The organism is Cupriavidus pinatubonensis, from assembly GCF_019602855.1.
GTDB lineage: Bacteria > Pseudomonadota > Gammaproteobacteria > Burkholderiales > Burkholderiaceae > Cupriavidus > Cupriavidus pinatubonensis.
Genome location: NZ_CP080766.1, coordinates 317,630 through 340,871 on the forward strand (window position 1 = coordinate 317,630; position 23,242 = coordinate 340,871).

General features: G+C 66.7%; 22 protein-coding genes and 2 pseudogenes. 13 read left to right on the forward strand and 11 right to left on the reverse strand.

The window, feature by feature from the left end; all coding sequences use genetic code 11:
- Positions 1-111: 111 nt before the first annotated feature.
- Positions 112-516, forward strand: coding sequence for a hypothetical protein (locus K2O51_RS01550; RefSeq protein WP_011300083.1), 405 nt, complete (start codon positions 112-114; stop codon positions 514-516).
- 111 nt (positions 517-627) lie between these two features.
- Here the strand turns inward: K2O51_RS01550 and K2O51_RS01555 are convergent, their stop codons facing one another.
- Positions 628-954: an H-NS family nucleoid-associated regulatory protein gene (locus K2O51_RS01555; protein WP_220630395.1), complete on the reverse strand. Its 327-nt coding sequence runs from the start codon at positions 952-954 to the stop codon at positions 628-630.
- Between the two features lie 267 nt (positions 955-1,221).
- Here K2O51_RS01555 and K2O51_RS01560 point away from each other — a divergent pair, with 267 nt between their 5' ends.
- Positions 1,222-1,461: a hypothetical protein gene (locus tag K2O51_RS01560; protein WP_011300081.1), complete on the forward strand. Its 240-nt coding sequence runs from the start codon at positions 1,222-1,224 to the stop codon at positions 1,459-1,461.
- 11 nt (positions 1,462-1,472) lie between these two features.
- Here K2O51_RS01560 and K2O51_RS01565 read toward each other — a convergent pair whose 3' ends face one another.
- Positions 1,473-2,333: a beta-keto acid cleavage family enzyme gene (locus tag K2O51_RS01565; RefSeq protein WP_011300080.1), complete on the reverse strand. Its 861-nt coding sequence runs from the start codon at positions 2,331-2,333 to the stop codon at positions 1,473-1,475.
- Positions 2,330-3,298 (reverse strand): 3-hydroxyacyl-CoA dehydrogenase family protein, encoded by a 969-nt coding sequence (locus K2O51_RS01570; RefSeq protein WP_140951309.1) that lies wholly within the window; start codon positions 3,296-3,298, stop codon positions 2,330-2,332. Before K2O51_RS01570 ends, K2O51_RS01565 begins: the two co-directional genes overlap by 4 nt.
- A gap of 179 nt (positions 3,299-3,477) precedes the next feature.
- Between K2O51_RS01570 and K2O51_RS01575 the strand changes: the two genes are divergently transcribed.
- Together K2O51_RS01575 and K2O51_RS01580 are read left to right on the forward strand one after the other, a co-directional pair.
- On the forward strand, positions 3,478-4,419 hold the full coding sequence (locus tag K2O51_RS01575; RefSeq protein ID WP_220630396.1) for a LysR family transcriptional regulator: 942 nt from the start codon (positions 3,478-3,480) through the stop codon (positions 4,417-4,419).
- Positions 4,416-6,593 (forward strand): annotated as a pseudogene (locus tag K2O51_RS01580) (cation:proton antiporter). The gene K2O51_RS01575 and the pseudogene K2O51_RS01580 overlap by 4 nt, the downstream one beginning before the upstream one ends.
- A 9-nt stretch (positions 6,594-6,602) precedes the next feature.
- Here the strand turns inward: K2O51_RS01580 and K2O51_RS01585 are convergent.
- A complete protein-coding gene (locus K2O51_RS01585; protein ID WP_220630397.1) occupies positions 6,603-6,818 on the reverse strand; it encodes a hypothetical protein in 216 nt (71 codons plus the stop codon).
- 14 nt (positions 6,819-6,832) lie between these two features.
- The gene (locus tag K2O51_RS01590; RefSeq protein WP_220630398.1) at positions 6,833-8,065 is read right to left on the reverse strand and encodes an MFS transporter; all 1,233 of its coding nucleotides are present in this window, start codon (positions 8,063-8,065) and stop codon (positions 6,833-6,835) included.
- 204 nt (positions 8,066-8,269) lie between these two features.
- Here K2O51_RS01590 and K2O51_RS01595 point away from each other — a divergent pair, with 204 nt between their 5' ends.
- Positions 8,270-9,250 (forward strand): GlxA family transcriptional regulator, encoded by a 981-nt coding sequence (locus K2O51_RS01595; protein WP_140949292.1) that lies wholly within the window; start codon positions 8,270-8,272, stop codon positions 9,248-9,250.
- A 15-nt stretch (positions 9,251-9,265) separates the two neighbouring features.
- Here K2O51_RS01595 and K2O51_RS01600 read toward each other — a convergent pair whose 3' ends face one another.
- The 3 genes from K2O51_RS01600 to K2O51_RS01610 all read right to left on the reverse strand — a co-directional run bounded on the left by K2O51_RS01600 (position 9,266) and on the right by K2O51_RS01610 (position 11,969).
- The gene (locus K2O51_RS01600) at positions 9,266-9,898 is read right to left on the reverse strand and encodes a GntR family transcriptional regulator (protein WP_425332980.1); all 633 of its coding nucleotides are present in this window, start codon (positions 9,896-9,898) and stop codon (positions 9,266-9,268) included.
- A gap of 51 nt (positions 9,899-9,949) precedes the next feature.
- Positions 9,950-11,713, reverse strand: coding sequence for an IlvD/Edd family dehydratase (locus K2O51_RS01605; protein WP_140949291.1), 1,764 nt, complete (start codon positions 11,711-11,713; stop codon positions 9,950-9,952).
- Between the two features lie 91 nt (positions 11,714-11,804).
- Positions 11,805-11,969 carry a hypothetical protein gene (locus tag K2O51_RS01610; protein ID WP_181184376.1) on the reverse strand — a complete coding sequence of 55 codons (165 nt, stop codon included), beginning with the start codon at positions 11,967-11,969 and terminating at the stop codon, positions 11,805-11,807.
- Between K2O51_RS01610 and K2O51_RS01615 the strand changes: the two genes are divergently transcribed.
- A complete protein-coding gene (locus K2O51_RS01615; protein ID WP_011300072.1) occupies positions 11,968-12,987 on the forward strand; it encodes a Bug family tripartite tricarboxylate transporter substrate binding protein in 1,020 nt (339 codons plus the stop codon). The two genes, K2O51_RS01610 and K2O51_RS01615, sit on opposite strands and share 2 nt — an antisense overlap.
- Before the next feature lie 47 nt (positions 12,988-13,034).
- Here K2O51_RS01615 and K2O51_RS01620 read toward each other — a convergent pair.
- The 3 genes and pseudogenes from K2O51_RS01620 to K2O51_RS01630 all read right to left on the reverse strand — a co-directional run.
- Positions 13,035-13,403, reverse strand: a pseudogene (locus K2O51_RS01620) (EAL domain-containing protein); the annotation flags it as partial.
- Positions 13,404-13,461: 58 nt separating this feature from the next.
- Positions 13,462-14,802 carry a type II toxin-antitoxin system HipA family toxin gene (locus K2O51_RS01625; RefSeq protein ID WP_140949290.1) on the reverse strand — a complete coding sequence of 447 codons (1,341 nt, stop codon included), beginning with the start codon at positions 14,800-14,802 and terminating at the stop codon, positions 13,462-13,464.
- Between the two features lie 2 nt (positions 14,803-14,804).
- A complete protein-coding gene (locus K2O51_RS01630) occupies positions 14,805-15,050 on the reverse strand; it encodes a helix-turn-helix domain-containing protein (protein ID WP_041680153.1) in 246 nt (81 codons plus the stop codon).
- A 333-nt stretch (positions 15,051-15,383) separates the two neighbouring features.
- Here K2O51_RS01630 and K2O51_RS01635 point away from each other — a divergent pair, with 333 nt between their 5' ends.
- From K2O51_RS01635 to K2O51_RS01665, 7 genes are all read left to right on the forward strand, one after another.
- Positions 15,384-15,959, forward strand: coding sequence for a helix-turn-helix transcriptional regulator (locus K2O51_RS01635; protein WP_181184375.1), 576 nt, complete (start codon positions 15,384-15,386; stop codon positions 15,957-15,959).
- A gap of 151 nt (positions 15,960-16,110) precedes the next feature.
- Positions 16,111-16,986, forward strand: coding sequence for an NAD(P)-dependent oxidoreductase (locus K2O51_RS01640; RefSeq protein ID WP_011300068.1), 876 nt, complete (start codon positions 16,111-16,113; stop codon positions 16,984-16,986).
- A gap of 144 nt (positions 16,987-17,130) precedes the next feature.
- The gene (locus tag K2O51_RS01645; RefSeq protein WP_011300067.1) at positions 17,131-17,307 is read left to right on the forward strand and encodes a glycine zipper 2TM domain-containing protein; all 177 of its coding nucleotides are present in this window, start codon (positions 17,131-17,133) and stop codon (positions 17,305-17,307) included.
- A gap of 217 nt (positions 17,308-17,524) precedes the next feature.
- Entirely contained in the window at positions 17,525-19,198 is a 1,674-nt protein-coding gene (locus K2O51_RS01650; RefSeq protein WP_011300066.1) for a L,D-transpeptidase family protein, read from the forward strand.
- A complete protein-coding gene (locus K2O51_RS01655) occupies positions 19,195-19,758 on the forward strand; it encodes a YcbK family protein (protein WP_011300065.1) in 564 nt (187 codons plus the stop codon). Before K2O51_RS01650 ends, K2O51_RS01655 begins: the two co-directional genes overlap by 4 nt.
- Before the next feature lie 139 nt (positions 19,759-19,897).
- Complete coding sequence (locus K2O51_RS01660) at positions 19,898-21,604, forward strand: nitrite/sulfite reductase (protein ID WP_220630400.1); 1,707 nt, start codon at positions 19,898-19,900, stop codon at positions 21,602-21,604.
- A gap of 207 nt (positions 21,605-21,811) precedes the next feature.
- On the forward strand, positions 21,812-23,239 hold the full coding sequence (locus K2O51_RS01665; protein ID WP_041680152.1) for an aminotransferase-like domain-containing protein: 1,428 nt from the start codon (positions 21,812-21,814) through the stop codon (positions 23,237-23,239).
- Positions 23,240-23,242 lie beyond the last annotated feature (3 nt).

Below are 23,242 nucleotides of genomic sequence, written 5' to 3' on the forward strand. Positions count from 1 at the left end.
ACGTGTGGCGAAAGATGTCAAAAATGTCATCTACAGGTGACGCATCCGCGTCGCACAGGCCGGTAAAATGCGCGGTGACACCGAACGCGCCTATTGGTTCCGAGCCATCCGATGAAACGCCTGCCGATCCGATTTTTCCTGCTGTGCCTTCCGTTGCTGGCGCTGTCCGGCCCGGCTGGGGCCGCATCCCACGCGCCGGCCTGCGGCGCGGTGCAGGCAGCGGGCCTGTCACTAGCCGAACGCCATGCGGCGGCCAAGGCGAGCGCCGAGGCAGCGCTTGATCCGGCACACCAATGCGCAGAGGGCGCCGTGCGGGTCATGGCTGGCCCGGATAGCGAGGGCCGGCCGCTGAAGTTGCACGAGCGCCGTGAGGACGCCGATGACGAGCCCGTGCAAAGCGGCGCCCTGCCGGAGCTGCCCGTGTCAGCGCTGGCGCACTATGCGCATGCTGCGGCGATGGTTTCGCCGGCTACCACGTTTGCTGGGCCGTTTAGTGGGTTTCCGTTTTTGCCGTGATTAGTGGGGTGAGGGGTTGTTGTCGCTCTTGGCTGGCGCTGCTGTTTCGCCGGCGTAGCCGGCGAAACAGCAGCGCCAGCCAAGAACGCTACCCCCCATTTCACCGAACCCCTAATCAACCCGATAAAAATCAATCGACTGCCCCGCATTCACCGCCCGCTGCAGCCAATCCGGATATTCCCCAGTCCCATCCCAACTCTGCCCCAACGCATTCCGGTAAATCGGCCCCTTCTTAGGCGGCTGGGGTGCTGCAGTGGCGGCCATAACGGCCGGTACGTCGGGGGCGCCGGGCATTTCCCCAGCTTCCAGATCCCCGTGGGATGGTTCCCCGTCAAAACATCCAGCGGCAATCAAATCGTCAAGCGTCAGGGCGTAGTTGTCCATTTGCTCGCGAATCCAGGCGATCGCGGCCAGTTTGGCTGAATCAGACTCAGGCATGAGTATCGTGAGAAGCCCGCCGCGATGTCTCCGATCCCGGCGGTGCAATAGAAGACCGGCGCCAGGCGGCGCCGGTGTGATTTCCACGATTTTACCGTGTTTGGCAGACCCGTCGGCGAAATACGCCCGTCATGGCCCATGCAGCGGTCCATGACGGCGGTCCATGACGGCATTGTCATGGCGCAGTCATGCTGCTGTGCGGCCCCGCTCCCTAGACTGGCTGCATGGTTGGTCAAGCCCTGACCGGCCCACTACCGGAGAAGAACCATGCAACTGCTCAGACATACCCTGATGGCCACGGCGATGGCCGCCACGCTCGCCGGCATGGCGACCGCAGCGAGCGCAGCCGGGACACGTGACCCTTACCTGGACGGCAGTCGCAGCATCCACAGCCCGCGCGATGTCTTCACCGATGGCGCCCGCAGTGGCCCGCGTACGCCTGATCCATACACTGACGGCTCACGCAGCGGTCCACGCACGCCCGACGCCTACACGGACGGCGCCTGAACGCACTGGGCTCAGCGCACCTCGCCGTAAATACGGCGCGCGTCCGCCGCCGTGGCGAGCGGGCGGCCCAGCGTCAGCGCGCCGTGCGCGGCCTGTTCCACCAGCGATGCATTGCCCGGTGCCAGGCTGCCATCGCGCAGGTACAGATTGTTCTCGAAGCCCACGCGGACATGGCCGCCAAACGCTGCCGCGGCGGTCACGCAGGCATTCTCTTCGCGGCCAAACGCGCAGATGGACCACGGCAAGGTGTTGTCGGCCACCTGCAGGAACGGCAGCAGGTCGCGCGGTGACGATACCTGCCCCGCCGAGTAACGCCCCAGCACATACAGTACGGACCACGCTCCGGGCGGGACCATGCCGCGCTCACGCATGGCCTGCCAGCGCTGCACATCGGCCGCGTCATACAGGATCACCTGCGTCATGATGCGCTCGCGCGCGAGCCAGCCGAGGAAGTCCGCCAGTTCGGTCTCGCTGACTTCCGGCACTGCAATTTCGCGCAGGCCCACGGATACGGCTTCCGGCCGCAGTTCGCGCACCATGGCCATCTGCTGCGGGGCCTTGTACACGCCGGCTGCCTCGCTGGTGACCTGCACCAGCAGTGCATCGCCAACCGCCTGCTTCACCGTGGCCAGTGCGTCGCGGTAGGTTTCCACGTCGAGCGAGTGGCGCCCTTCGGCGTCGCGCACATGCATGTGCATCATGGCCGCGCCTGCGTCCAGGCAGGCCCTGGCGTCCGCCGCCAGCGCGGCGGCGGTCAGCGGCACCGCGGCGTGGTCGCTCGCGCGCTTGTAGGCGCCGTTAGGCGCCACCGTGATGATCAGCGGTGAACTGGCCAGCGGTTGCTGGCTGGGAATTTGGGTCGCTTGCGTCATGGCTGGATCTCGGGCAGTTCGGGGGCAATCAGGTCAAGGCCGGCGCGTAGCAGCCTGTCGTAACGCGCGCGTTCGGCGGCAATGGTTTCGGGCGTCCACGCGTAGAAGCCCTCGCCGCGCTTCATGCCGTGTCGGCCATCTGCGGCGCGCTCCGCGAGGCAGCGCGCGGGATGGTCGTCATTGCAGAACGTCGGGTACATGGTAGCGCCGGCGGCCGCATGCACGTCGATGCCGGCATGGTCGCGCTGCAGCACAGGGCCCGCAGCCAGAAAGCGGAAGCCAAAACCGAAGCGCACGGCGGCATCCACGTCTTCAGCAGAAGCAATGCCGCGGTCGATCAGGCTGAATGCCTCGCGCGACAGTGCGTGCTGCAGGCGGTTGGCCAGGAAACCGGGCAGGTCCTGCTTTACCTTGACCGGCACCATGCCGCAGCGGCGCATAAACGCGATCAGCGCGTCGGCACACGCTTCATCGCTGCCGATGCCCATGACCACCTCCACCAGCGGCACCAGATGCGCCGGCATGAAGAAGTGCAGGCCTAGCATGCGGCCGTGCCCCGACAGGCCATCGCCGATGGCGCTGATCGGAAAGCTGGAACTATTGCTGGCGAGCACGGCATCGGGCCGGGCGCGCGCAGCCAGATCCGCGAACAGCGCCTGCTTCAGATCCAGGCGCTCGGGAATGCATTCGATCACGAGATCCACCGTCGACCAGTCGAGAGCATCAAGATCCGGCACCACGGCCAGCCGGTCGGCGCCTTCAGAGCGACCGATAGCCTCCAGATTCGCGGCCACGCGTCCCGGCATCGCGGCGGCCCGCCCGGCATCAGGTTCGATCACGGTGGTGCGGCACAGTGCCCGCGTCAGGACCACAGCGACATCGGCGCCCATGGTGCCGCCGCCGACCACGACGGCATGGGCGCTGCCGGGACGGTCGAGGGGCACAGGCGTAGCGGAATTCTGCATGGCGTCTCTTCAGATGGCTAAGGCGGCCGGCACGCTTCGGCCCCCGCCCGAATGGGTGAATCGGGAATGGCAGCAGTGTAGAGAAGGCGCTTTGATTGATGAAGTCGATTCTATGGATAAAATGATCTGAATTCGAGATCAATCAGACGACCCCGGAGCCCACCCGGGTGCGAGCGCCCATGAAGATCAACCTGTCGATGCGTGACATTGAGACCACGCTGGTACTCGGCCGCACGCTGAACTTCCGTCAGGCGGCCAGCCAGCTGCACCTGTCGCAATCCGCCTTGTCCACCCAGATCCTGCGCATCGAGGAATCGCTCGGCGTGCGGCTGTTCGACCGCACCACGCGCACGGTACGGCTCACCGCGGCGGGCGGGGTGTTCATGCAGCAGGCCGCGCTGCTGCAGGCGGCGTTCCGTGGTGCGATCGACGCCGTCACCGGCATAGCAAGCGCCGAGCGCGGGCAGGTGGCCGTGGCGGCGCTGCCGTCGCTGGCGGCGCGCATGCTGCCGCGCGTGCTGATGGCCTACCACCGCGCGCGTCCCGAAGTGGCGCTGAAGGTGTTCGATACGCTATCCGGCCCCGCGTTCGACATGGTCCGCGCTGGCGAGGTCGATTTTGCGCTGACCGCGGCCGATCCGCAGCAGGCCGACCTGCACTACGAACCGCTGCTGTCCGACCGCTTCGTGCTGCTGATCCCGGCCGCGCACGCGATGGCGCGCGGCTCGGGCCCGCTACGCTGGGCCGACACCGCGAACGCGCCGCATGTATCGATGACGAATCCGAGCAGCGTGCGCCAATACACCGAATGGGCCTTCCTGCAGAACCGCATTCGCTTCCAGCCCGTGTTCGAGGCCGAGCACCTGGCGACCATCGCGGCAATGGTCGAATGCGGCTTCGGCGTCGCCGCGCTGCCGGAGATCGCCGCCGGCACGGTACGCCAGCCGGGCATCGTCGAGCGGCTGCTCACGGCACCCGTAACAGAGCGGTCGATCGGACTAGTCACCCCGCGCAACCGCAGCCTGTCGCCGGCGGCGGCTGAATTGGCCGATGCCGTGCGCGTGCACCTGGCCCAGTTCCGTGAACAGCCGGAGGCGGCCGGCGCCGAGGTGGGCCCATGAGCATCATCGTCGACGTTCTCGTGCTGGCCGGCGTGCTGCTGGCCATCGTGGCCGTGGTGCAGGTCGCCGCCGCGCGGCTGGTGTTGCCGGAATCGACGCTGCTGTCGGCGATCGGCATCGCGATCGGCGCGGGCTATGTGGCCATCGATGCCGCGCACCCCGCCTTCGCGCAGCACTTCCTGCATCCGCTGATCGATCCCGAACTGCCGCCGGAAGCCTACCTGTGGATCTTCCTGCCGCCGCTGCTGTTCCACGCCGCGCTGACCGCCGATGTGCGCAGCATGGTGCCTGACGCGGCGCCGATTTTGCTGTTAGCCGTCGTCGCGGTGATCGTGGCCACGGGCGTGATCGGGGTGGCCACCTCCGCCGCCAGCGGCATGCCGCTGGCGGCCTGCCTGCTGCTCGGCGCCGTGGTCGCCACTACCGATCCCGCAGCCGTCATCGCCATCTTCCGCGACGTGGGCGCGCCCGCGCGCCTGATCCGGCTCGTCGAAGGCGAAAGCCTGCTCAACGATGCCGCGGCCATTGCCATCGTCGGCGTGCTGGTGGCGATGCTGACGGGCCACGGCGCGCAGGCCACGCTGGGCGCCGGCGTGCGCGAACTGGCCTGGTCGTTCATCGGTGGCGTGCTGTGCGGTGCGCTGGCGGGCCGGCTCGTGGCCGAGGTGCTGCCGCGCCTGTCGGGCCTGGCCATGGCCGAAAGCGCGCTCACGCTGGCACTGCCCTACCCGCTTTACCTGCTGGCCGACCAGCTGCTCGATGTGTCCGGCGTCGTAGCCGTGGTGTGCGCGGGCCTGATGGTCAGCGCACTGGGCCCCACGCGGCTGACGCCCGCCAACTAGCGGCACCTGCGCATGATCTGGGAACAGTTCGCGGGCATCGCGGGGGCCGTGGTCTTCCTGCTGGCCGCGGTGCGCGTGCCATCGCTGCTGGCCGGCGTCACGCCCCATCATGGCTGGCTGTTGCTGGTGCTGGTGGCCGCCGCCCTCGGCGCGCGGCTGCTGACACTGTTCGGCCTGCTGCCCGTGCTGTCATGGCTGCGGCTGAGCGCGCCGATCAGCGGCCCGTTCAAGCTGGCCATCGCATGGGGCGGGCTGCGCGGCGCGGTCACGCTGGTGCTCGCGCTCGGCATTGCGGAGAACATCGCGCTGCCTCTGCAGGTGCGCCACTTCGTCGCGATCCTGGCGACAGGCTTCGTGCTGGTCAGCCTGCTGCTCAACGGCACCACGCTGCGCGCGCTGATCCACCGGCTCGGCCTCAACCAGCTGTCGCCGCAGGAACGCGCGCTGCAGCAGCAGGCCATCCGGCTCTCCACCGAAGAAGTCGAGGCGATGCTGGGCCGCGTCGCCGAAACGTTCGACCTGCCTCCGGCGGCCGCTCGCGAAGTTGCGCAGCACTACCGGCGCGGCATCGAGCTGGGTTCCGTGGAGTTCGATTTCGACAGCGCACTGTCCGAACGCGACCGGTTGACCATCGGGCTGGTCACGCTGGCCACACGAGAGCGCGAACTGATTCCTGAGTACGGCGACGGCGTGATCTCGGTGGCGAACCTCGACGCGATGATGCGCAACACGTCGCACATGATCGATGCCGCGCGCGAGCAGGGCCGCATCGGCTACAAGCGCGCGGCACGTGCGATCCTGCAGTACCACCTGGGCTACCGCATCGCGTTCTTTCTGCACAAGTGGCTGGGCCTCGATCGTCCTTTGGCACGCGCGCTGGCGGACCGTTTCGAACTGCTGATCTGCCGCCAGACCGTGCTGGACCGCCTGCGCCGCTACAACCGGTCGTTGCTGACGCCGGTGTTCGGTGCGCGCATGACTACGGTACTGGACGGCGTGCTCGAAGAACGCTTCCACTCTGCCGGCGAAGGCCTGGCGCAGATGCGCGAACAGTTCGGCGACTACACCGTAGCGCTGGAACGGCGCCTGCTGATGCTGTTCGCGCTGCGCAAGGGCCAGCGATCGCTGGCCACCATGCGCGAGGAAGCGGTGATCTCGAAGGAGGCCTTCAACCAGATCGACCAGATCATGCAGCATGCGTGGCAAGCCAATCTGGTACGGCCGCCGCTGCGCGCGGCCCCGGACCGCTGGGCGCGCTGGCACAAGCCGCCGCAGACGGAAACGCGTGCCCCGGAGGAGACAATGCCGGAGCCGCCTCGGGAGCAGCGGTAGCCGCAGCGCTCACCCGCCGCACCCGGCGCGCAACAGTACGCCATCGACCCGTGCCTGCACATAGGCCGACACATCTACCAGACTCAGCAGCACGGCCAGCAGCGCGATGGCTGACCATGCTGCCGCCTGCTTCGCGCGCCCACCGGACTTCAACGCGGCTAGCACAGGCGGCAGCAGGCATGCGGCGATGAACAGGCATCGGACGAGATACGGAAGTGCCGACATCGACATGGGCTCCCTCAGCCCTGCGCACCTGCGCCGGCAGGCACAGTCGGCGGCGCGGTGACGCCACGACGCAGGCCGAGCCACGAGCAGATCGCCGCGAAGCCCGTCGCCACACCGAGGGCGACGATAGTCTGCACATAGCTGCCGGTCGATTCGAACGAACGCGCGCCAAGTTGCACACTCAGGAACGCGCCGGCCTGGTGGACCAGGAACAGCAGCCCGAATACCCTGCCCTTGACCTGGCCGCCATAGCGCTCGAAGCAGAACATCGACGTCAGAATGACGGTGCCGAGATAGCTGCTGCCGAACACCAGTGCGAACGGCAGCACACCGGCCTGCGGTACCAGCAGCAACAGCATCGCGATACAGCGCATGGCGTAGAACGCGGCCAGCAGCCGGTGCTTGTCGAAGCGCAGCGCCAGCGCGCCCGAGGCAATGCCGCTGACGAGTTCCAGCACGCCAAGCGCGCTGAGCGCATAGCCCATTTCCATGCGGGCCACGCCGCGGTCCTGCCAGTGTGCGAGCAGATGCACGTCGATAAAGGCCATGGTCGCGCCGCAGCCGAAGAACCCTGCGGCCAGCACGTAGAACACGGGATCGCGCCGCACGATCGACCATGCCGAGGCGCTTGCCTGCGTGGTAGCTGCCGCCGGAGCTGGCGGCTCCCAGCGCGACAGCAGCCAGAGCACTGCGGCCACCGGCACCGCGAAGACCATGCCGACCGCACCGAACACCGTCGTCCACGCGGCCTTCGGCTGCAGCCAGATCCAGAATGGCGACAGCACGATAAAGCCGATCGCCGTGCCGTTCGTGACGACGGCATAGGCGAGCCCTTTTCGTCGCGCCTCGAACAGGCGGTCCACAAGCACGCCCATCGGCACGAAGGTCATGGCCGCCAGCCCGAACGCGCCGGCCATGCCAAAAGCGAGACTGAACCAGACCAGCGACTGGTTCCACAAGGCTGCGCTGGCATAGGCCAGGCCCGCCGCCAGCGCGCCGATGGCCGACGTGCGCAACGGCCCCACCCGGTCGCTGAGCGCGCCGACGACCGGCGACATGAGGCCCGTCGCCAGCATGAACAGCGCGCCGGACCATGCGAACTGCGCGCGGCCTTGCCCGAAGTGCGACGCAAGCTGCACGAAATACACCTGGTAGACGCCTTTGACGGCGGTCGACGCAAACATCACCGCAAAGCCGGTGGCGACCAGCAACAGCGTGACGGAACGGGAGATCGGTGGGCTTTGCATGCTGGTGGCTCCTGGAGCGAAGTGGAGGGGGTTACTGCCATGCTATGGGCCGCCGCGGCCGCTCACCAGCAAAGGATCTGACACCTATGGCAAATTTTCAGCCATGACTATTTTCCAATCGATCCGTAGAAATTCGCCACCAAATCACGATAGTGGCAAAATTCCGGTTCGTCACTGATCCGCGATGCATCAGGTTATCCGACCATGCCAACCGCCTACTTCCTCATGCTGCCCGGCATCCACATGCTCGACCTGGCCGGGCCGCTGCAGATCCTGTCGACCGTCGCCGAACTCGACATCGGGCCGCTCGCGGTGCGCTGCGTGGGCCCGCATTCGAGCGTGCAGGCGTTCCAGGGCATTGAACTTGGCCGTGTCGGACCGTTGCCGGCACGGCTGCTTCCGGGCGATCTCGTGCTCGCCATCGGCAGCAAGATGACGGACACGCTGTTCCGCTCGCCCGCCTGGCGGGATACGGCGGACTGGTTGCGCGGCGTAGCGGCAGACGCCAAGGAAAGGCCCACCATCGCCGCCGTGTGCACAGGGGCTTACCTGCTCGGCGAGGCCGGCTTGCTGGATGGCCGGTTATGCACCACGCACTACGCCCATGTTGGCAGGCTGCGCGCGAAGCATCCCAACGCGACCGTGGTCGACAACCGCATCTTCGTCAGCGACGGCAATATTTGGACTTCCGCGGGTGTTGCCTCGGGCATCGATATGGCGTTGCAGCTCGTGGCCGATACCTTTGGCGATGACGCCGCCATTCGCGTGGCGCGCGAGAACGTGGTGCCGTTCCGGCGCTTCAGCAGCGACCCGGAACTCGCGTCGAAATTCCGCTCGCGCTCGCATGGCAATGCGCTGGTGCATGCGGTGCAGGACGCGATCTCGGCCGACCTCTCGGTGAGCGTGTCCGATCCTTCATTCGCGCAAACCTTTGCCACCAGCGTCAGGCACCTGTCGCGCGTGTTTGCGCGGGAAACCGGGCTCACGCCCAAGCAGTACCAGCTAGCGCTGCGCATGGACAAGGCATGCCGGCTGCTGGAGGCGTCTTCACTGCCGATCGAGGAAATCGCCGAGCAATGCGGCTTTGCGAGCGTGCAGGCGTTCCGCGCCTGCTGGAACAAGGCGCAGCCGATGACGCCGGGTGAATTCCGGCAGGCGCATCCGGGCGAACGCATCGTCCATTGATCGCTGCCAGGGAGGCTACTGGCCGCGCGCTTTTTCGGCAGCCAGGTAAGCGTCGCGCGATGGCAGCAGGTGCCGGCGGCACAGTGCCACCAGGTCGTCGCGCCGCCCTTCGCGCAGCGCTTCGATCATGGCCCAGTGCTCCTGCCGGGCGCGTTCGCGGTACGCGGCCGCGGCAAGCGTGCCGAAGCGGATTGGATGGGTGCGCCGCGCGTATTCGCCGATGGCCTGTTGCAGCACGGCGTTATCGGTCAGTGCGAACAGTTCGCGGTGGAACGCCTGGTTGATGCGGAAGACCGCGCGCGCATCCTCGGCGGCGACAGCGGCATCGTGGCGTTGCTGGATGTCGATCAGCGCCTGCAGGCGCGCTGGCGGCACCGGCAACGCGATCAGCGCTGCAGCGTGGCACTCCAGCACCTCGCGCAAGCCGTAGAGCTCCACCACTTCATGCGCATCAAAGGCGCGCACGACGGCACCGACATTGCGCCGGCGCTCCACCACGCCCATCTGCTCCAGCTCTGCCAGCACCTGCCGGACCACGTGGCGCTTGAGGCCGAAACGCGCCATCAGCGCGTCTTCGGTCAGCCGCTCGCGCGGGTGCAGGCGGCCGAAGACGATGTCTTCTTCGAGCGTGTCGAGTGCCTGCTCCATCGCGTCGCCGCCGTCGATGGCGGTGACCGTTGCCGTGGTCGCAGTCATGGCTCAGCCCTGCTTCGGCACGGTATCGACCGTCTGCGCGGCGCGCAAGAAGTCGAAATCGACGCCCTGGTCAGCCTGCGTCACGGTCTCGAGGAACAGCTTGCGATAACCACGTTCCGCGCGCGGGCGTTCGACTGGCTGCGCGGCAGCGCGGCGGGCCAGCTCGGCGTCGTCGACGAGCAGCGCGATCTCACGGTTCGCGACCGACAGCCGGATGCGGTCGCCGCTCTGCACAAGCGCCAGCGGCCCGCCGATGGCCGCTTCGGGCGTCACATGCAGCACGATGGTGCCGGCCGCGGTACCGCTCATGCGCCCGTCCGACACACGCACCATGTCCTTCACGCCTGCGCGTGCGAGCTTCTTGGGGATCGGCATATAGCCGGCTTCGGGCATGCCCGGCGCGCCGGTCGGCCCGATGCGCTTGAGCACGAGGATGTCGTCGGCCTTGACGTCGAGCGACTCGTCGTCAATGCGCTGTGCCATGTCCTCGGCATTCTCGAACACCACCGCACGCCCTTCGTGCTCCATCAGCGCGGGGTTGGCGGCCGACTGCTTGATGATGGCGCCGCCCGGTGCCAGGTTGCCGCGCAGTACCGCCAGGCCGCCGGCCGGGTAGATCGGGTTGCCGGCACTGCGAATCACGTCCTGCGGGAACAGCGGCGGCGCAGCGTCGAGCTCCTCGCCGAGCGTGCGGCCTGACACGGTCAGCGTGTCGAGATGCAGCAGCGGACGCAGTTCGCGCAGCAGTGTCAGCATGCCGCCTGCCTTGTGGAAGTCTTCCATGTAGTGCTGGCCCGAAGGCTTCAGGTCGACCAGCACCGGCGTTTCCCGGCTCATGCGATCGAGCCCTGCCAGGTCGATGTCGATGCCCAGGCGCCCGGCGATCGCCGTCAGGTGGACGATGCCGTTGGTCGATCCGCCGATGGCCAGCAGCACGCGCAGCGCGTTCTCGAAGGCCTTGCCGGTCAGGATGCGGTCGGGCGTCAGCCGGGCGGCGGCCATGGCGACCGCCGTGGTACCGGTGCGCTCCGCCACACGCACGCGGTCGGCGGTCACCGCGGGTGCTGACGCGCCGCCGCTCACCATCATGCCCAGCGCTTCGGCAACACACGCCATGGTGCTGGCCGTGCCCATTACCGAACACGTGCCCACGCTTGCCACGAGCTGGTTGTTGACGTCGGCAATCTCCGCGCTGTCGATCTCCTCGGCGCGGTAGCGGCCCCAGTAGCGGCGGCAGTCCGTGCACGCCCCAACCCGTTCGCTGCGATGCGACCCGGTCAGCATCGATCCGGTCACAAGCTGGATCGCGGGCACGCCGGCCGACGCCGCCCCCATCAGCTGCGCCGGCACCGTCTTGTCGCAGCCGCCGATCAGCACCACGGCGTCCATGGGCTGCGCGCGGATCATCTCCTCGGTGTCCATCGACATCAGGTTGCGCAGGTACATGCTGGTCGGCGCGGAGAAGCTCTCGTGCACCGAGATCGTCGGGAAATCCACCGGCAGACCGCCCGCGAGCATCACGCCGCGCTTGACCGCCTCTACGAGCTGCGGCGCATTGCCGTGGCAGGGGTTGTAGCTGCTGCCCGTGTTGACGATGCCGATCACCGGACGCGACAGCGCGTCGTCAGTAAAGCCCGCCCCTTTGATGAAGGCCTTGCGCAGGAACAGCGAGAAGCCTGTGTCGCCATAGTTCGTGAGGCCCTTGGCAAGTCCTTCGGTGGGGGCGGCGCCGTCCTGCGGCAGCTTGGGGTCGTCGGCGGAAGGCATTCTGCGTCTCCGATAAGATTATTGATAATCGAGACGCGAAGCTTAGCGGGGCTTGCCCACAGGCCGCAAGGGCTGCGGTGCTTGCGGCAAATTAATCTGCATTCGTGATCAGTCGATAGAAAAATTCTGATACATCAATCAAGAGGCTCACCCTACACTTGGCCTCGATGACGAGCCGGGCGTTATCGGCAAGCGGCATGGAATCGCCGCGCTCTCCCCCCGATTCCACAAGATCCCGGCACAGGAGACTTTTCATGTCCGGCATTTCCCGCATGCCCGGCCGGGGCATTCGTGCGCCGCGCCGCGCGCTGCTGCTGTCGTCGCTGGCCTGCACCACCCTGCTGCTGGCCCCGTCGCTGGCGGCTGCCAGCGACTATCCCAACAAGCCGATCCGTCTTGTCGTGCCGTACCCGCCGGGGGGCGCCACCGACGTTATCGGCCGCACGCTGGCCCAGCATCTGTCGGCCACGCTCGGCCAGCAGGTCGTGGTCGACAACCGTGCCGGCGCCGCCGGCAATATCGGCGCGGACCTGGTCGCCAAGGCTGCGCCGGACGGCTACACGCTGCTGATGGGCGCGCTGACTAGCCATGCGATCAACGCCGCGCTGTACAAGAGCCGCGTGCCGTACGACATCGAGAAGAGCTTCGCGCCGGTGGCCATCGTGGGCACCGTGCCGCTGGTCTTCGTGGTCAATCCGTCCGTCAATGCCAGCACGCTGCCGCAACTGGTGTCGCTGGCGAGGTCGAAGCCGGGCACGATCACCTACGGCTCCGCCGGCAACGGCTCGCCGCAGCACCTGGCGGGCGAGTTGTTCAAGCGCATGGCCGGCGTGGACATGCTGCACGTGCCATACAAGGGCAGCGGCCCGGCCATGACCGATCTGATCGGCGGCCAGGTGCTGAGTATGGTGGAGACCGTGCCGGCCGCGCAGGCCTACGTGAAAGGCGGAAAGATCCGCGCGCTGGCGGTGACTTCGTCCCAGCGCGTCAGCGCCCTGCCCGACGTGCCGACGGCGGCCGAAGCGGGCCTGAAGGACTTCGAGGTCAGCTCCATGTTCGGCATCGTCGCGCCGGCGGGCACGCCGGCACCGGTAATCGACCGGCTGAGCGCCGACCTGAAGAAGATCCTGGCCGAACCGGACGTCAAGGAAGCGCTGCTCAAGCAAGGCGCCATTGCCACGTGGACCACGCCGGCGCAGACCAGCGCACGGATCAAGTCCGAGCTCGCGCGATGGAATACGGTGATCCGCGATGCAGGCGTGAAGCCTGAATAAGCGGCAGGCAAGCCGCCCGGGAAGGCAGCCGGCGGCTGCCTTCCCGCTCAGGGTGCCGCCTTCTCCAGCACCATCTCGCGCCTCGGGAAGGCCGCGGCCGGAATCGGCTCGCCGAGCAGGTAACCCTGAAGCGCGTCGCAGCCGGCCTCGGTCAGGAACTTGCGCTACGCAGGCGCTTCGACACCCTCCGCGACGACGTTGAGGTTCAGCGTCCGGCCGAGCGCGACGATAGCGGAAACAATGGCGGCGTCTTCGGTGTCATGCGCCAGGTCGCGCACAAAGCCGCGGTCGATCTTCAGTTCGCTCGCGGGGATGCGCTTCAGGTGAAGCAGGCTCAAGTAGCCCGTGCCGAAGTCGTCGATGGCGATGGGCACGCCCAGCGCGTCGAGGCTGCCGAGTATCCGCAGACTCTCGTCAACCTGATTATCCTTCATGCGGCGTTCGATACGAGCACCCCGCCGTCGGGCAGCGAAACTATGGCTGCATGCTGGCCAGCCTTTCGACCGACGTGCGCAAGCCGTTCAGGATCGCGTCTGCCACGCGCTGCGGGAATCCTGGTGGAAGCATCGCTCCCACGGTATCGATCACCGCAGGCGTGCGGGCAATCAACCGCTCGATCACCGGCTCAGCATTGGTGCCCAGGAAACATTGCGACGCCATGGCGTTGAAGTGCCGGCGCTGGATGTCGCGCAGCGCATAGTGCCGGCTCTTGCCCGCGACGGCCATGGCCAGCTTGGTGCGATGCCACGAAAACTGGTTCGGACCGTCTCCAATGACCGGCCAGACCGACATGACGTCATAGAGCGGCGTCATCCGGTAGCGCCCGCCGGCCAGCAGGCGGATGCTGAAGTTCTTCGCATGTCCGTCGGGCGCGGCAAGCAGCCAGAACAGCAGTTGGGCACTGAACAGCGTTTCCAGGTCCTGCGTGGGGGTTTCGGAATTGCGCAGCACCGTCGCGATCCGCTCCATGCCCGGACCGCCATCGGCTTCGTACTTCTGCAGCGAACTGAGCCCGAAAACCTGGCAGAAATCCTCCTGCGGGAGGCGCAGCAACCAGTTTCCCGAAGCATGCATCTGGCGGTCGAAGCGGCTCACGCTCAGCACCTTCTGCTCGCCGAACGTCAGCATTTCGCTATGCGCGACCGGCAGCCCGTAGGCGCCAAGGATATTCAGGCATAGCCATTCGTTCTCGACCGATGCGCTCAGGTCGGCGCGCCGGTTGCCGACCAGCCCCAGGGGCAGCTTCAGGATATGCGTGGTCGGCGTGGCACCGTGCGGGCGCAGCCACTGCCCCGCATGCCGCAGCAACGCCGTCTTTTCCTGCGCGCCGGCAATCGAGATGCGGAAGTCGTCGTCCTGGTCATGTCCTGGTGCCGGCGTCGACACGGTGTCGCGCAGCCATTGCTCGATCTGCTGGTCGGACAGCGGCTCTCCCTCGATGCGGTCATGGCCTGCGGGGATCTCGTCTTCACCGAGCAGCTGCACCGCGCCGACGCAATCGCGGCCGATCGCCGACAGCAGCGCGAAGGCATCGGTCGAGCCGGTCCCGAATCGCATAGCCAGCCGGCGCCGGATCGGTTCGCTGTCGGGCAACAGGTTATCGAAATAGTGATGCACCGGTTCGCCACGGATGACCTTGCGGGTACCCAATGCATAGTCGAGCGACAGCGACAGCGGCCGGCCCGTGTCCGAGTGCATCCACGCCGTGTCGTACTCGAACTCTGTCGCGGCACTTCCCGGATTGCGCCATGTTCCCACGCGCTGGCCATTGGCCCAGACCGACAGCGCTGGTGTCCGCGTCTTGCGTATGGCCATGGTCACCACCCCGCCTCGGCATCCACGCCGCCACGCTTTTCCTGCACCACCAGTTCGAGTCCGAGCACCCCGATCAAGGCCAGCAACTGGTCTACGCTGATGCTGCCGGGATTCAGCTCCATGTGGGACATACGGCTCTGGCTGATATTGAGCCTGGCCGCCGTTTCGCTCTGATTGAGGCCTGCGGCCTTGCGGGCGCCCTGAAGCACCTGCCGGACCTGCAAGGGAGTGGAAAGGACTTGTTTCATGTGGTTCGCCTTGCGCCCGCTTTTACCCATGTAGTTGGTATATCTACTTTACCTATGTCATCGGTATTTCGCAAATACCCATGACATCGTTATTCCTTAAATAATCGTGTCATGGGTATCTTGATGTCACTCAAAATGCATATTTCGCCGATCAGGTCGGCTACCAGGTGTCTTCTCATCCCCCGTTCGGGGCATTGGCATGGGCCAGATTTCGCCCACCATGACAGGAATAGCCAGGCACGCCCTGGAGCGGCCAAAGGAATTCCCCGAGTCGGCCCCGCGGCGGCTTTCGTCCTCACACTGCGCGACGCGATCGCGCGCAGGCAGCATGCCGTGTACAGCCACCTTGCCAACCTAGAAGAAGCCTTTTCCTCGTTCGACGAGGCCATTTGCCTGGTCGGCCCGACCGGGGCCGTGATGCGCGTCTCGCCGCTGGCTCGCGAAATCTTCGCCGGGCCGATGTTCGCCGAGCGCCATGGCACTATCTGGCATGCCGACCCGCGCATGCGCGCCATGCTGCTGCAGTCCGTGGCCATGACATGCCAGACTGGAGTGCGGCAAAGCATGACGATTCCCGCCGAAACCGGCGTTACGGTCACCGTCGACATGGTGGTAGGCGGGCCGTCGCTGCGCGTGGCCGGCGAACGCTGCGTGCTGATGCGCATGCAACGCCGCAACAGCGGCGACACGCAACCGGACCCGGACCACCTTGCCGCGGTGTTCCGCATCACGCCGGCGGAGGCCCGCGTGCTGGGCGCGCTGGTGACGGGCCAGACGGCTGCGGCCTATGCCGCCTCGGCGGGCGTATCGGTCAACACCGTACGCAAGCAGATTGCCATGCTGATGGCGAAGATGCAGTGCAACCGCCAGTCGGAACTGGTCAGGAAGGCGATCCTGGGACAGGGATAGCCAGTCTTCAAGGGCTCGCGCGGCGTATACTCGGCGCCTGAGGCCACGCCTCCCCGCGCTGCGCGCTTCTGTTGCGACCGCAGGATGCGCTACATGAGCCGCCGCGCGCCACCGACATCAAACAACATCAAATCAGTTACGGAGTCGCAGCATGCGTGTCGCATTCCTCGGGCTTGGCGTCATGGGTTTCCACATGGCCGGCCACCTGGCCGCCAAGGGCCATGAAGTCACTGTCTACAACCGCACTGCAGCGAAGGCGCAGGCCTGGGTCGAGAAGTTTGGCGGCAAGGCGGCCGACACCCCGGCGCAGGCCGTCAGGCAGGCCGACGTAGTCTGCTCGTGCGTGGGCAACGACGACGACCTGCGCTCGGTGCTGACTGGTCCGGATGGCGCGTTCTTCGCCGCGCCCACGGGCTGCATCTTCGTCGACCACACCACCGCCAGCGCCAACGTGGCGCGCGAACTCTACGCGGCGGCGCGCGAGCGCGGCCTGCATTTCGTCGACGGCCCCGTGTCCGGCGGCGAAGTCGGCGCGGAGAAAGGCATCCTGACCATCATGTGCGGCGGCGACGCCGACGTCTACGCGCGCGTCGAGCCCGTGATCGCCGCGTATGCGCGCGCCGTGACGCGCATTGGCGAAGCGGGCGCAGGCCAGCTCGCGAAGATGGTCAACCAGATCAGCATCGCCGGCCTGATCCAGGGCTTGTCCGAAGCCATCGCGTTCGGCGAGCGCGCCGGCCTCGACATGAAGCTGGTGCTCGACGTCATCAGCAAGGGCGCGGCCGGTTCCTGGCAGCTCGAGAATCGCGGCCCGACCATGATCGAAAACAAGTTCGACTTCGGCTTCGCCGTGGACTGGATGCGCAAGGACCTGGGCCTGTGCCTGGACGAGGCGCGCCGCAACGGCGCGAGCCTGCCGGTCACCGCGACGGTCGACCAGTTCTATGCCGACCTGCAGCAGATGGGCTGCGGCCGCTCGGACACATCGTCGCTGATCAAGCGCCTGCGCCGGTTTTCGCAGAACTGACTGAGCGATCCGGACGGCACCTGGCCGTCCGACAAGTCCTACATGGCAATCGGCCTGCGCCCGAAAGGCTCGATATATCCGCGTGCCTAAGCTGGAAGGCATGAGCACGGATGGCCTCATCCGTGCGCGGCACAGGAGACGACCATGTGGAAAATCGCAGTCGCGCTGCTGGTCAGCGCTGGCATGGGCCTCGCCGGCTGTACCGCGGCCGGTGCAGTGGCCGGTGGCGTTGCGGGGCACGAACTGTCGCACGGCAGCACCGCGGGCACCGTCGGCGGCGCAGTGGTCGGTGGCGTGGTCGGCCATGAACTCGGCAAGTAGTCCTGAACCAGTTCTGAATCGAAGGCTCATCCGTTCCAACGCCCGCTGTTCGCGCAGCGGGCGTTTCCATGTGCGCACGCCTCTGGCGCAAACCGGCTTCAACGGTTTCGCATGCGTCCTGAATATATTTGCCAAGGCCGCACGATATGCGCGCACGCAACTGGCTATACGAATTATTCGGCTAGGATAGGCAGCAAGCCATGCCAACTCGATCCCCATGACACCCGCCACCACGCCTGATACGCGCCTGTCGGCCACCCCCGCCTCCCATGCACGTCACTGGATCGGCGGCACGCTCGCTGCCTGGCTGCTTGCCTGCGCCGCCAGCGCCGCGGCGCAGCCGCTGTGGTTCGCCAGCGGACGCCCCACGCCCGACGCCCAGCAGGCGGTGTCCGCACTGGCCAGCGCGCAGACGGATGGCCTGGTGCCGCAGGACTACGATGCCGACGGCCTGAAACGCGCGCTCGCCGAAGCCGCCACCGGCCCGCAGCCCGCGCAGGACGCCATCGACAAGCTCGACAACACGCTCAGCGACGCCATGCGGCGCTACCTGTCGGACCTGCACAGCGGCCGTGTCGATCCACGCAAGGTACACGCCAATTTCACGGCGCCGCCATCGACGGCGTTCGAGCCCGACAGTTACCTGCGCGCCGCCGTGGCTGGCCACCGGCTGCCCGAAGCCATCCGCGAGGCCGCACCCTCCTTCCCGCTATACGGCACGCTTCGCGACGCGCTTGCGCACTACCGGACGCTGGCCGCGCAACCGGGCTGGGACCGCACGCTACCGGCTCTGCCCGGCGGCAAGCTGACGAGCGGCCAGGCTTACAGCGGGCTTGCCGAAATGGCGCGGCGCCTGCAGGCGCTTGGCGACATGCCCGCCGATGCGCCGGCGCCCAAGCGCTATAGCGGTGCGGTCGTGGACGGCGTCAAGGCCTTCCAGGCACGCCACGGGCTGGAGGCGGATGGCGTGATCGGCGCCGGCACGCTGGCGCAGCTCAATACCACCCCGGCCGCGCGCGTGCGGCAGATCGAGCTGACCATGGAGCGCCTGCGCTGGACCCCGCTCACCGACAGCCCGCGCATGATCGTGGTGAATATCCCCGAGTTCATGCTGCGCGCCTATGACTACAACGGCGGCAAGCTCGATATCAAGCTCGAGATGAAAGTCATCGTCGGCAAGGCGCTCGATACGCGCACGCCGCTGTTCAAAGAGGACATGCGCTATATCGAGTTCAGTCCGTACTGGAACGTGCCGCCGTCGATCGCGCGCTCGGAGACCATCCCGAGATTGCGGCGCGATCCGGCCTATTTCACGCAGCAGGGCTTCGAGTTCGTCTCCAATGGCAAGGCCGTCACCACGCTGTCCGACGCCAACCTGGATGCCGTGCTGAACGGCCGCATGCGCATCCGCCAGCGCCCCGGCCCGATGAACGCGCTCGGCGACATCAAGTTCGTGTTCCCCAACAATCAGAACATCTACCTGCACCACACCCCCACGCCGCAACTGTTCAAGCGCGACCGGCGCGACTTCAGCCACGGCTGCATCCGTGTCGAGGAACCCGTGGCACTGGCGAAGTTCGTGCTACAGGACATGCCGGGCTGGACCGAAGAACGTATCCGGCAGGCGATGACCAAGGGGCAGTCGAACACCGTGGCGCTGCAGCAGCCGCTGCCTGTGGTGCTTGCCTACGGCACCGCGATTGCCCGCGCCGATGGCCGGGTATACTTCCTGCCTGACATTTATGGCCAGGACAAGCTGCTGGACCAGGCGCTGAGCCAGAAAACCGCGCGCCGGCCCGCCAGTGTGCCGGCATCGGCACCGGCCGCCCCTGCAACACCGGCCACCCCGGATGCCCTTGCCCGTCCGGCGCCCACGCAGAACCCGACATGAAGCACACTCGCACTCCCTCCCGCCGCCGTTTCCTGCAACACACCGGCGGCCTGGCGATCGGCGCCGGCCTGGCCGCGTTGTCGCCGCAACTGGCGCTGGCCAACGTATCCGGCGCACGCAGCCTGTCTTTCGATCACACGCATACCGGCGAACATCTACAGCTCGTGTATGCGTTAGGCGATCAGGTGCTGCCGCAGGCACAGACCACGCTCAACCATTTCCTGCGCGATCACTACTCCGGTCAGGTCGGCGTGATCGATCCTCAGCTTTTCGGGCTGCTGTTCGAACTGCGCCGCACGCTCGGCAGCGAATCGCCATTCCAGGTGATCTCGGGTTACCGCAGCCCGGTCACGAACGCGCGCCTGCGCCTCACGGGCGGTGGCGGCGTGGCGAAGCACAGCCTGCATATGGACGGCAAGGCCATCGACATCCGTCTGCCGGGTGTTGCGTTGGCCGATCTGCGCGATGCGGCCATGTCGCTCGGCGTGGGCGGCGTAGGCTTCTACGCGCGCGAGGACTTCGTCCACGTCGACACCGGCCGCGTGCGCCACTGGGGCTGACCAGGGCCCCCAGCGACGCTGCTACGGCAGAAATCGCGCGCAACTGCTGCTGTCCGCATGCCGGGGCCATCGCTAGCCTTGAGTCTGTGCCACGCCCGCAAGGCGTGGCTGGCCCAAGAGCGATGCGAGACCAGCCCCCATGTACCTCTATGACTCCACCGACCAGCAACTGGTCGACGAGCGCGTTACCCAGTTCACTGACCAGACCGCACGCTTCCTGAGCGGTGATCTCACGGAAGACGAATTCCGTATCCTGCGTCTGCAGAACGGGCTCTACATCCAGCGTCATGCGCCGATGCTGCGTGTGGCGATCCCCTACGGCATGCTGGTTTCGCGCCAACTGCGCAAGCTGGCCGAGATCTCGCGGCGCTGGGACCGCGGCTACGGCCACTTCAGCACGCGCCAGAACATGCAGTTCAACTGGCCGCGCCTGGAAGACGCGCCTGCCATCCTGGCCGAACTCGCCACGGTCCAGATGCATGCGATCCAGACCAGCGGCAACTGCATCCGCAATACGACCACGGACCACTTTGCCGGCATCGCACCCGATGAGGTGGTGAACCCGCTGGTGTGGTGCGAAATCATCCGGCAATGGTCGATGCTGCATCCGGAATTCGCGTTCCTTCCGCGCAAGTTCAAGATCGCCGTCAGTGGCGCCACCACCGACCGTGCCGCGGTAGGCGTGCACGACATCGGGCTGCAGGCGGTCGAGCGCGACGGCGAAACCGGCTTCCGCGTGTGGGTGGGCGGCGGCATGGGGCGCACGCCGATGGTCGGCAAGGAAATCAGCGGATTCGTGCACTGGTCCGACTTGCTCACCTACCTCCAGGCGATCCTGCGGGTTTACAACCTGCATGGCCGGCGCGACAACAAGTACAAGGCGCGCATCAAGATTCTCGTGAAGGACCTTACGCCGGAAGTCTTCGCTCAGCAGGTCCATGAACACTGGCAGCCTATCCGCGGCGGCCCCGATACCGTCGATGCGGATTTCGTGCGCGACATCGCCACGCGCTTCACCACGCTGGATTACGACGCTGCCGCCGCGCAGGACCACGACCCGAACCCCGCGCTGGCCGCCGCCAACCCGCGCTTTGCGCGCTGGCTGCGCAGCAACGTGCATGCGCACCGCGTGCCCGGCTATGCCGCCGTCACGGTATCGCTGAAGGCCACCGGCACGCCGCCCGGCGACATCACCGCCGACCAGATGGAAGCCGCGGCAGACCTCGCGGACCACTACGGCTTTGGCGAGCTGCGCGTCTCGCACGAACAGAACCTGATCATCGCCGACGTGCGTCGCACGCGCCTGCATGAACTGTGGCAGCAGCTGCAGACGTGGAACCTCGCCACGCCCAATATCGGCCTGCTCACCAACATCATCGCCTGCCCGGGCGGGGATTTCTGCTCGCTGGCCAATGCGGTATCGATCCCGCTGGCCGAGGCGATTCAGCAACGCTTCGACGATCTCGACTACCTCTACGAGATCGGCGAACTCGACCTGAACATCTCGGGCTGCATCAACTCTTGCGGACACCACCACGTCGGCCATATCGGCATCCTCGGCGTCGACAAGGCCGGCGAGGAGTGGTACCAGGTCACCCTTGGCGGACGCCAGGGCGGGCCATCCGGTGCCGCAATCGGCCGCATCATCGGGCCATCGTTCGCGCGCGATGAGATTCCGGAGGTGGTCGAGGAACTGATCAAGCGCTACATCGCGATGCGCGACAGTGAAGCGGAGCGCTTCATCGATGTGGTCGAGCGTGTCGGTATCGAACCGTTCAAGGTTGCGGTCTATCAGAATCCGGTGATTGCAAAGCGCCGTCTGGAAGCGGAGGCTGCCCGTGTCTGAAGCCATGGCTGCGCTGTAGCAAGATACAAAATCGGAGAATGACCGCAGCAGTGCTCGCCGACGCGCTGCCTCTGTCACCGTTAGGCGGGCCTGCTCCCTTCCATGTAGTGGGAATCCAGATACCTGCCTGGTCCTGATCTTCCCAATCCATTACAGTTGACAAAACTGCCAAAAGGACAAGATCAGATGACAGGCGCCCCCCGGCCGATGACCCGCTATGAAGAACTGGCGGAGGACATTGCCCAGTCCATCCATGCCGGTGTGCTGCGCCTCGGCGATCGGCTGCCGTCGGTGCGCCAGGCCAGCACCGGCCGCGGCGTCAGCCAGTCGACCGTGTTCCAGGCCTACTACCTGCTGGAGGCGCGTGGCCTGATCCGCGCGCGCGAGCGTTCCGGCTACTACGTGGCCACGGGCTCGCGCCAGCTTGCACCGGAGGCGGAAACGCCGTCGGCACCCGTGCAGGAGTCGGGTCCGGTCGATGTCAGCGAACTGGTCTTCAAGGTGCTGGAGTCCACGATGCGGCGCGACGTGGTGCCATTCGGCTCGGCATTCCCGAGCCCCTTGCTGTTCCCGATGCAGCGGCTGGCCAAGACCATGGCCACGACCGTGCAGAAGCTGGACCCATGGAGCAGTGTCGACGACCTCACGCCAGGCAATGCGAACCTGCGCCGCCAGATCGCGCTGCGCTACCTGGCGGACGGGCTGACCGTGCAGGCCGACGAGATCGTCGTCACCAACGGCGCGCTGGAGGCGCTGAACCTGTGCCTGATGGCCGTCACGCGTCCCGGCGATGCGGTGGTGATCGAAAGCCCGACGTTCTACGCGGCGCTGCAGGCACTGGAACGCTGTGGCCTGTCTGCCATTGAGGTGCCCACGCATCCGCGCGAGGGCATCGAGCTGGGCGCGCTGGAGCAGGCACTGGAGCGGCACCGCCCGAAGGCGTGCTGGCTGATGACCAACTTCCAGAACCCGCTTGGCTCGCTGATGCCCGACGCGAAGAAGCAGGCGCTCGTCGAACTGCTGGCGCGGTATGAGGTACCGCTGATCGAAGACGATGTCTATGGCGAGCTCTACTTCGGCACGCGCCGCCCCACGCCGGCCAAGGCGTTCGACAAGGCCGGGCTGGTCATGCACTGCGCATCGTTCTCGAAGTGTCTGGCGCCGGGCTATCGCGTTGGCTGGGCCGCACCCGGCCGCTTCGCGCGCGATGTCGCGCGGCTCAAGCTGACCACGACGCTGGCCGGCTCCGCGCCCGCGCAGGTGGCCATTGCGGCGTATCTGGAAAAAGGCGGTTATGACCGGCACCTGCGCCAGCTCAGGCACGCGCTCATGCTGCGGCAGGATGCCGTGGCACAGGCGGTGGCGCGGCACTTCCCGCCCGGCACGCGTGCGACGCGCCCGGCGGGCGGCTATTTCCTGTGGATCGAACTGCCTGAAGACACCGACACGCTGGCGCTGCAACAGCTGGCGCTGTCGCACGGCATCAGCATCGCACCGGGGCCGATCTTCTCGGCCCGGCACAGTTTCCGCAATTGCCTGCGGCTCAACTACGGACACGAATGGGACAAGCGTGCCGAGACCGCGCTGGCCACGCTGGGCCGGCTGGCCGGCGCGGTGGCCGGCACACGGTCGTAACGG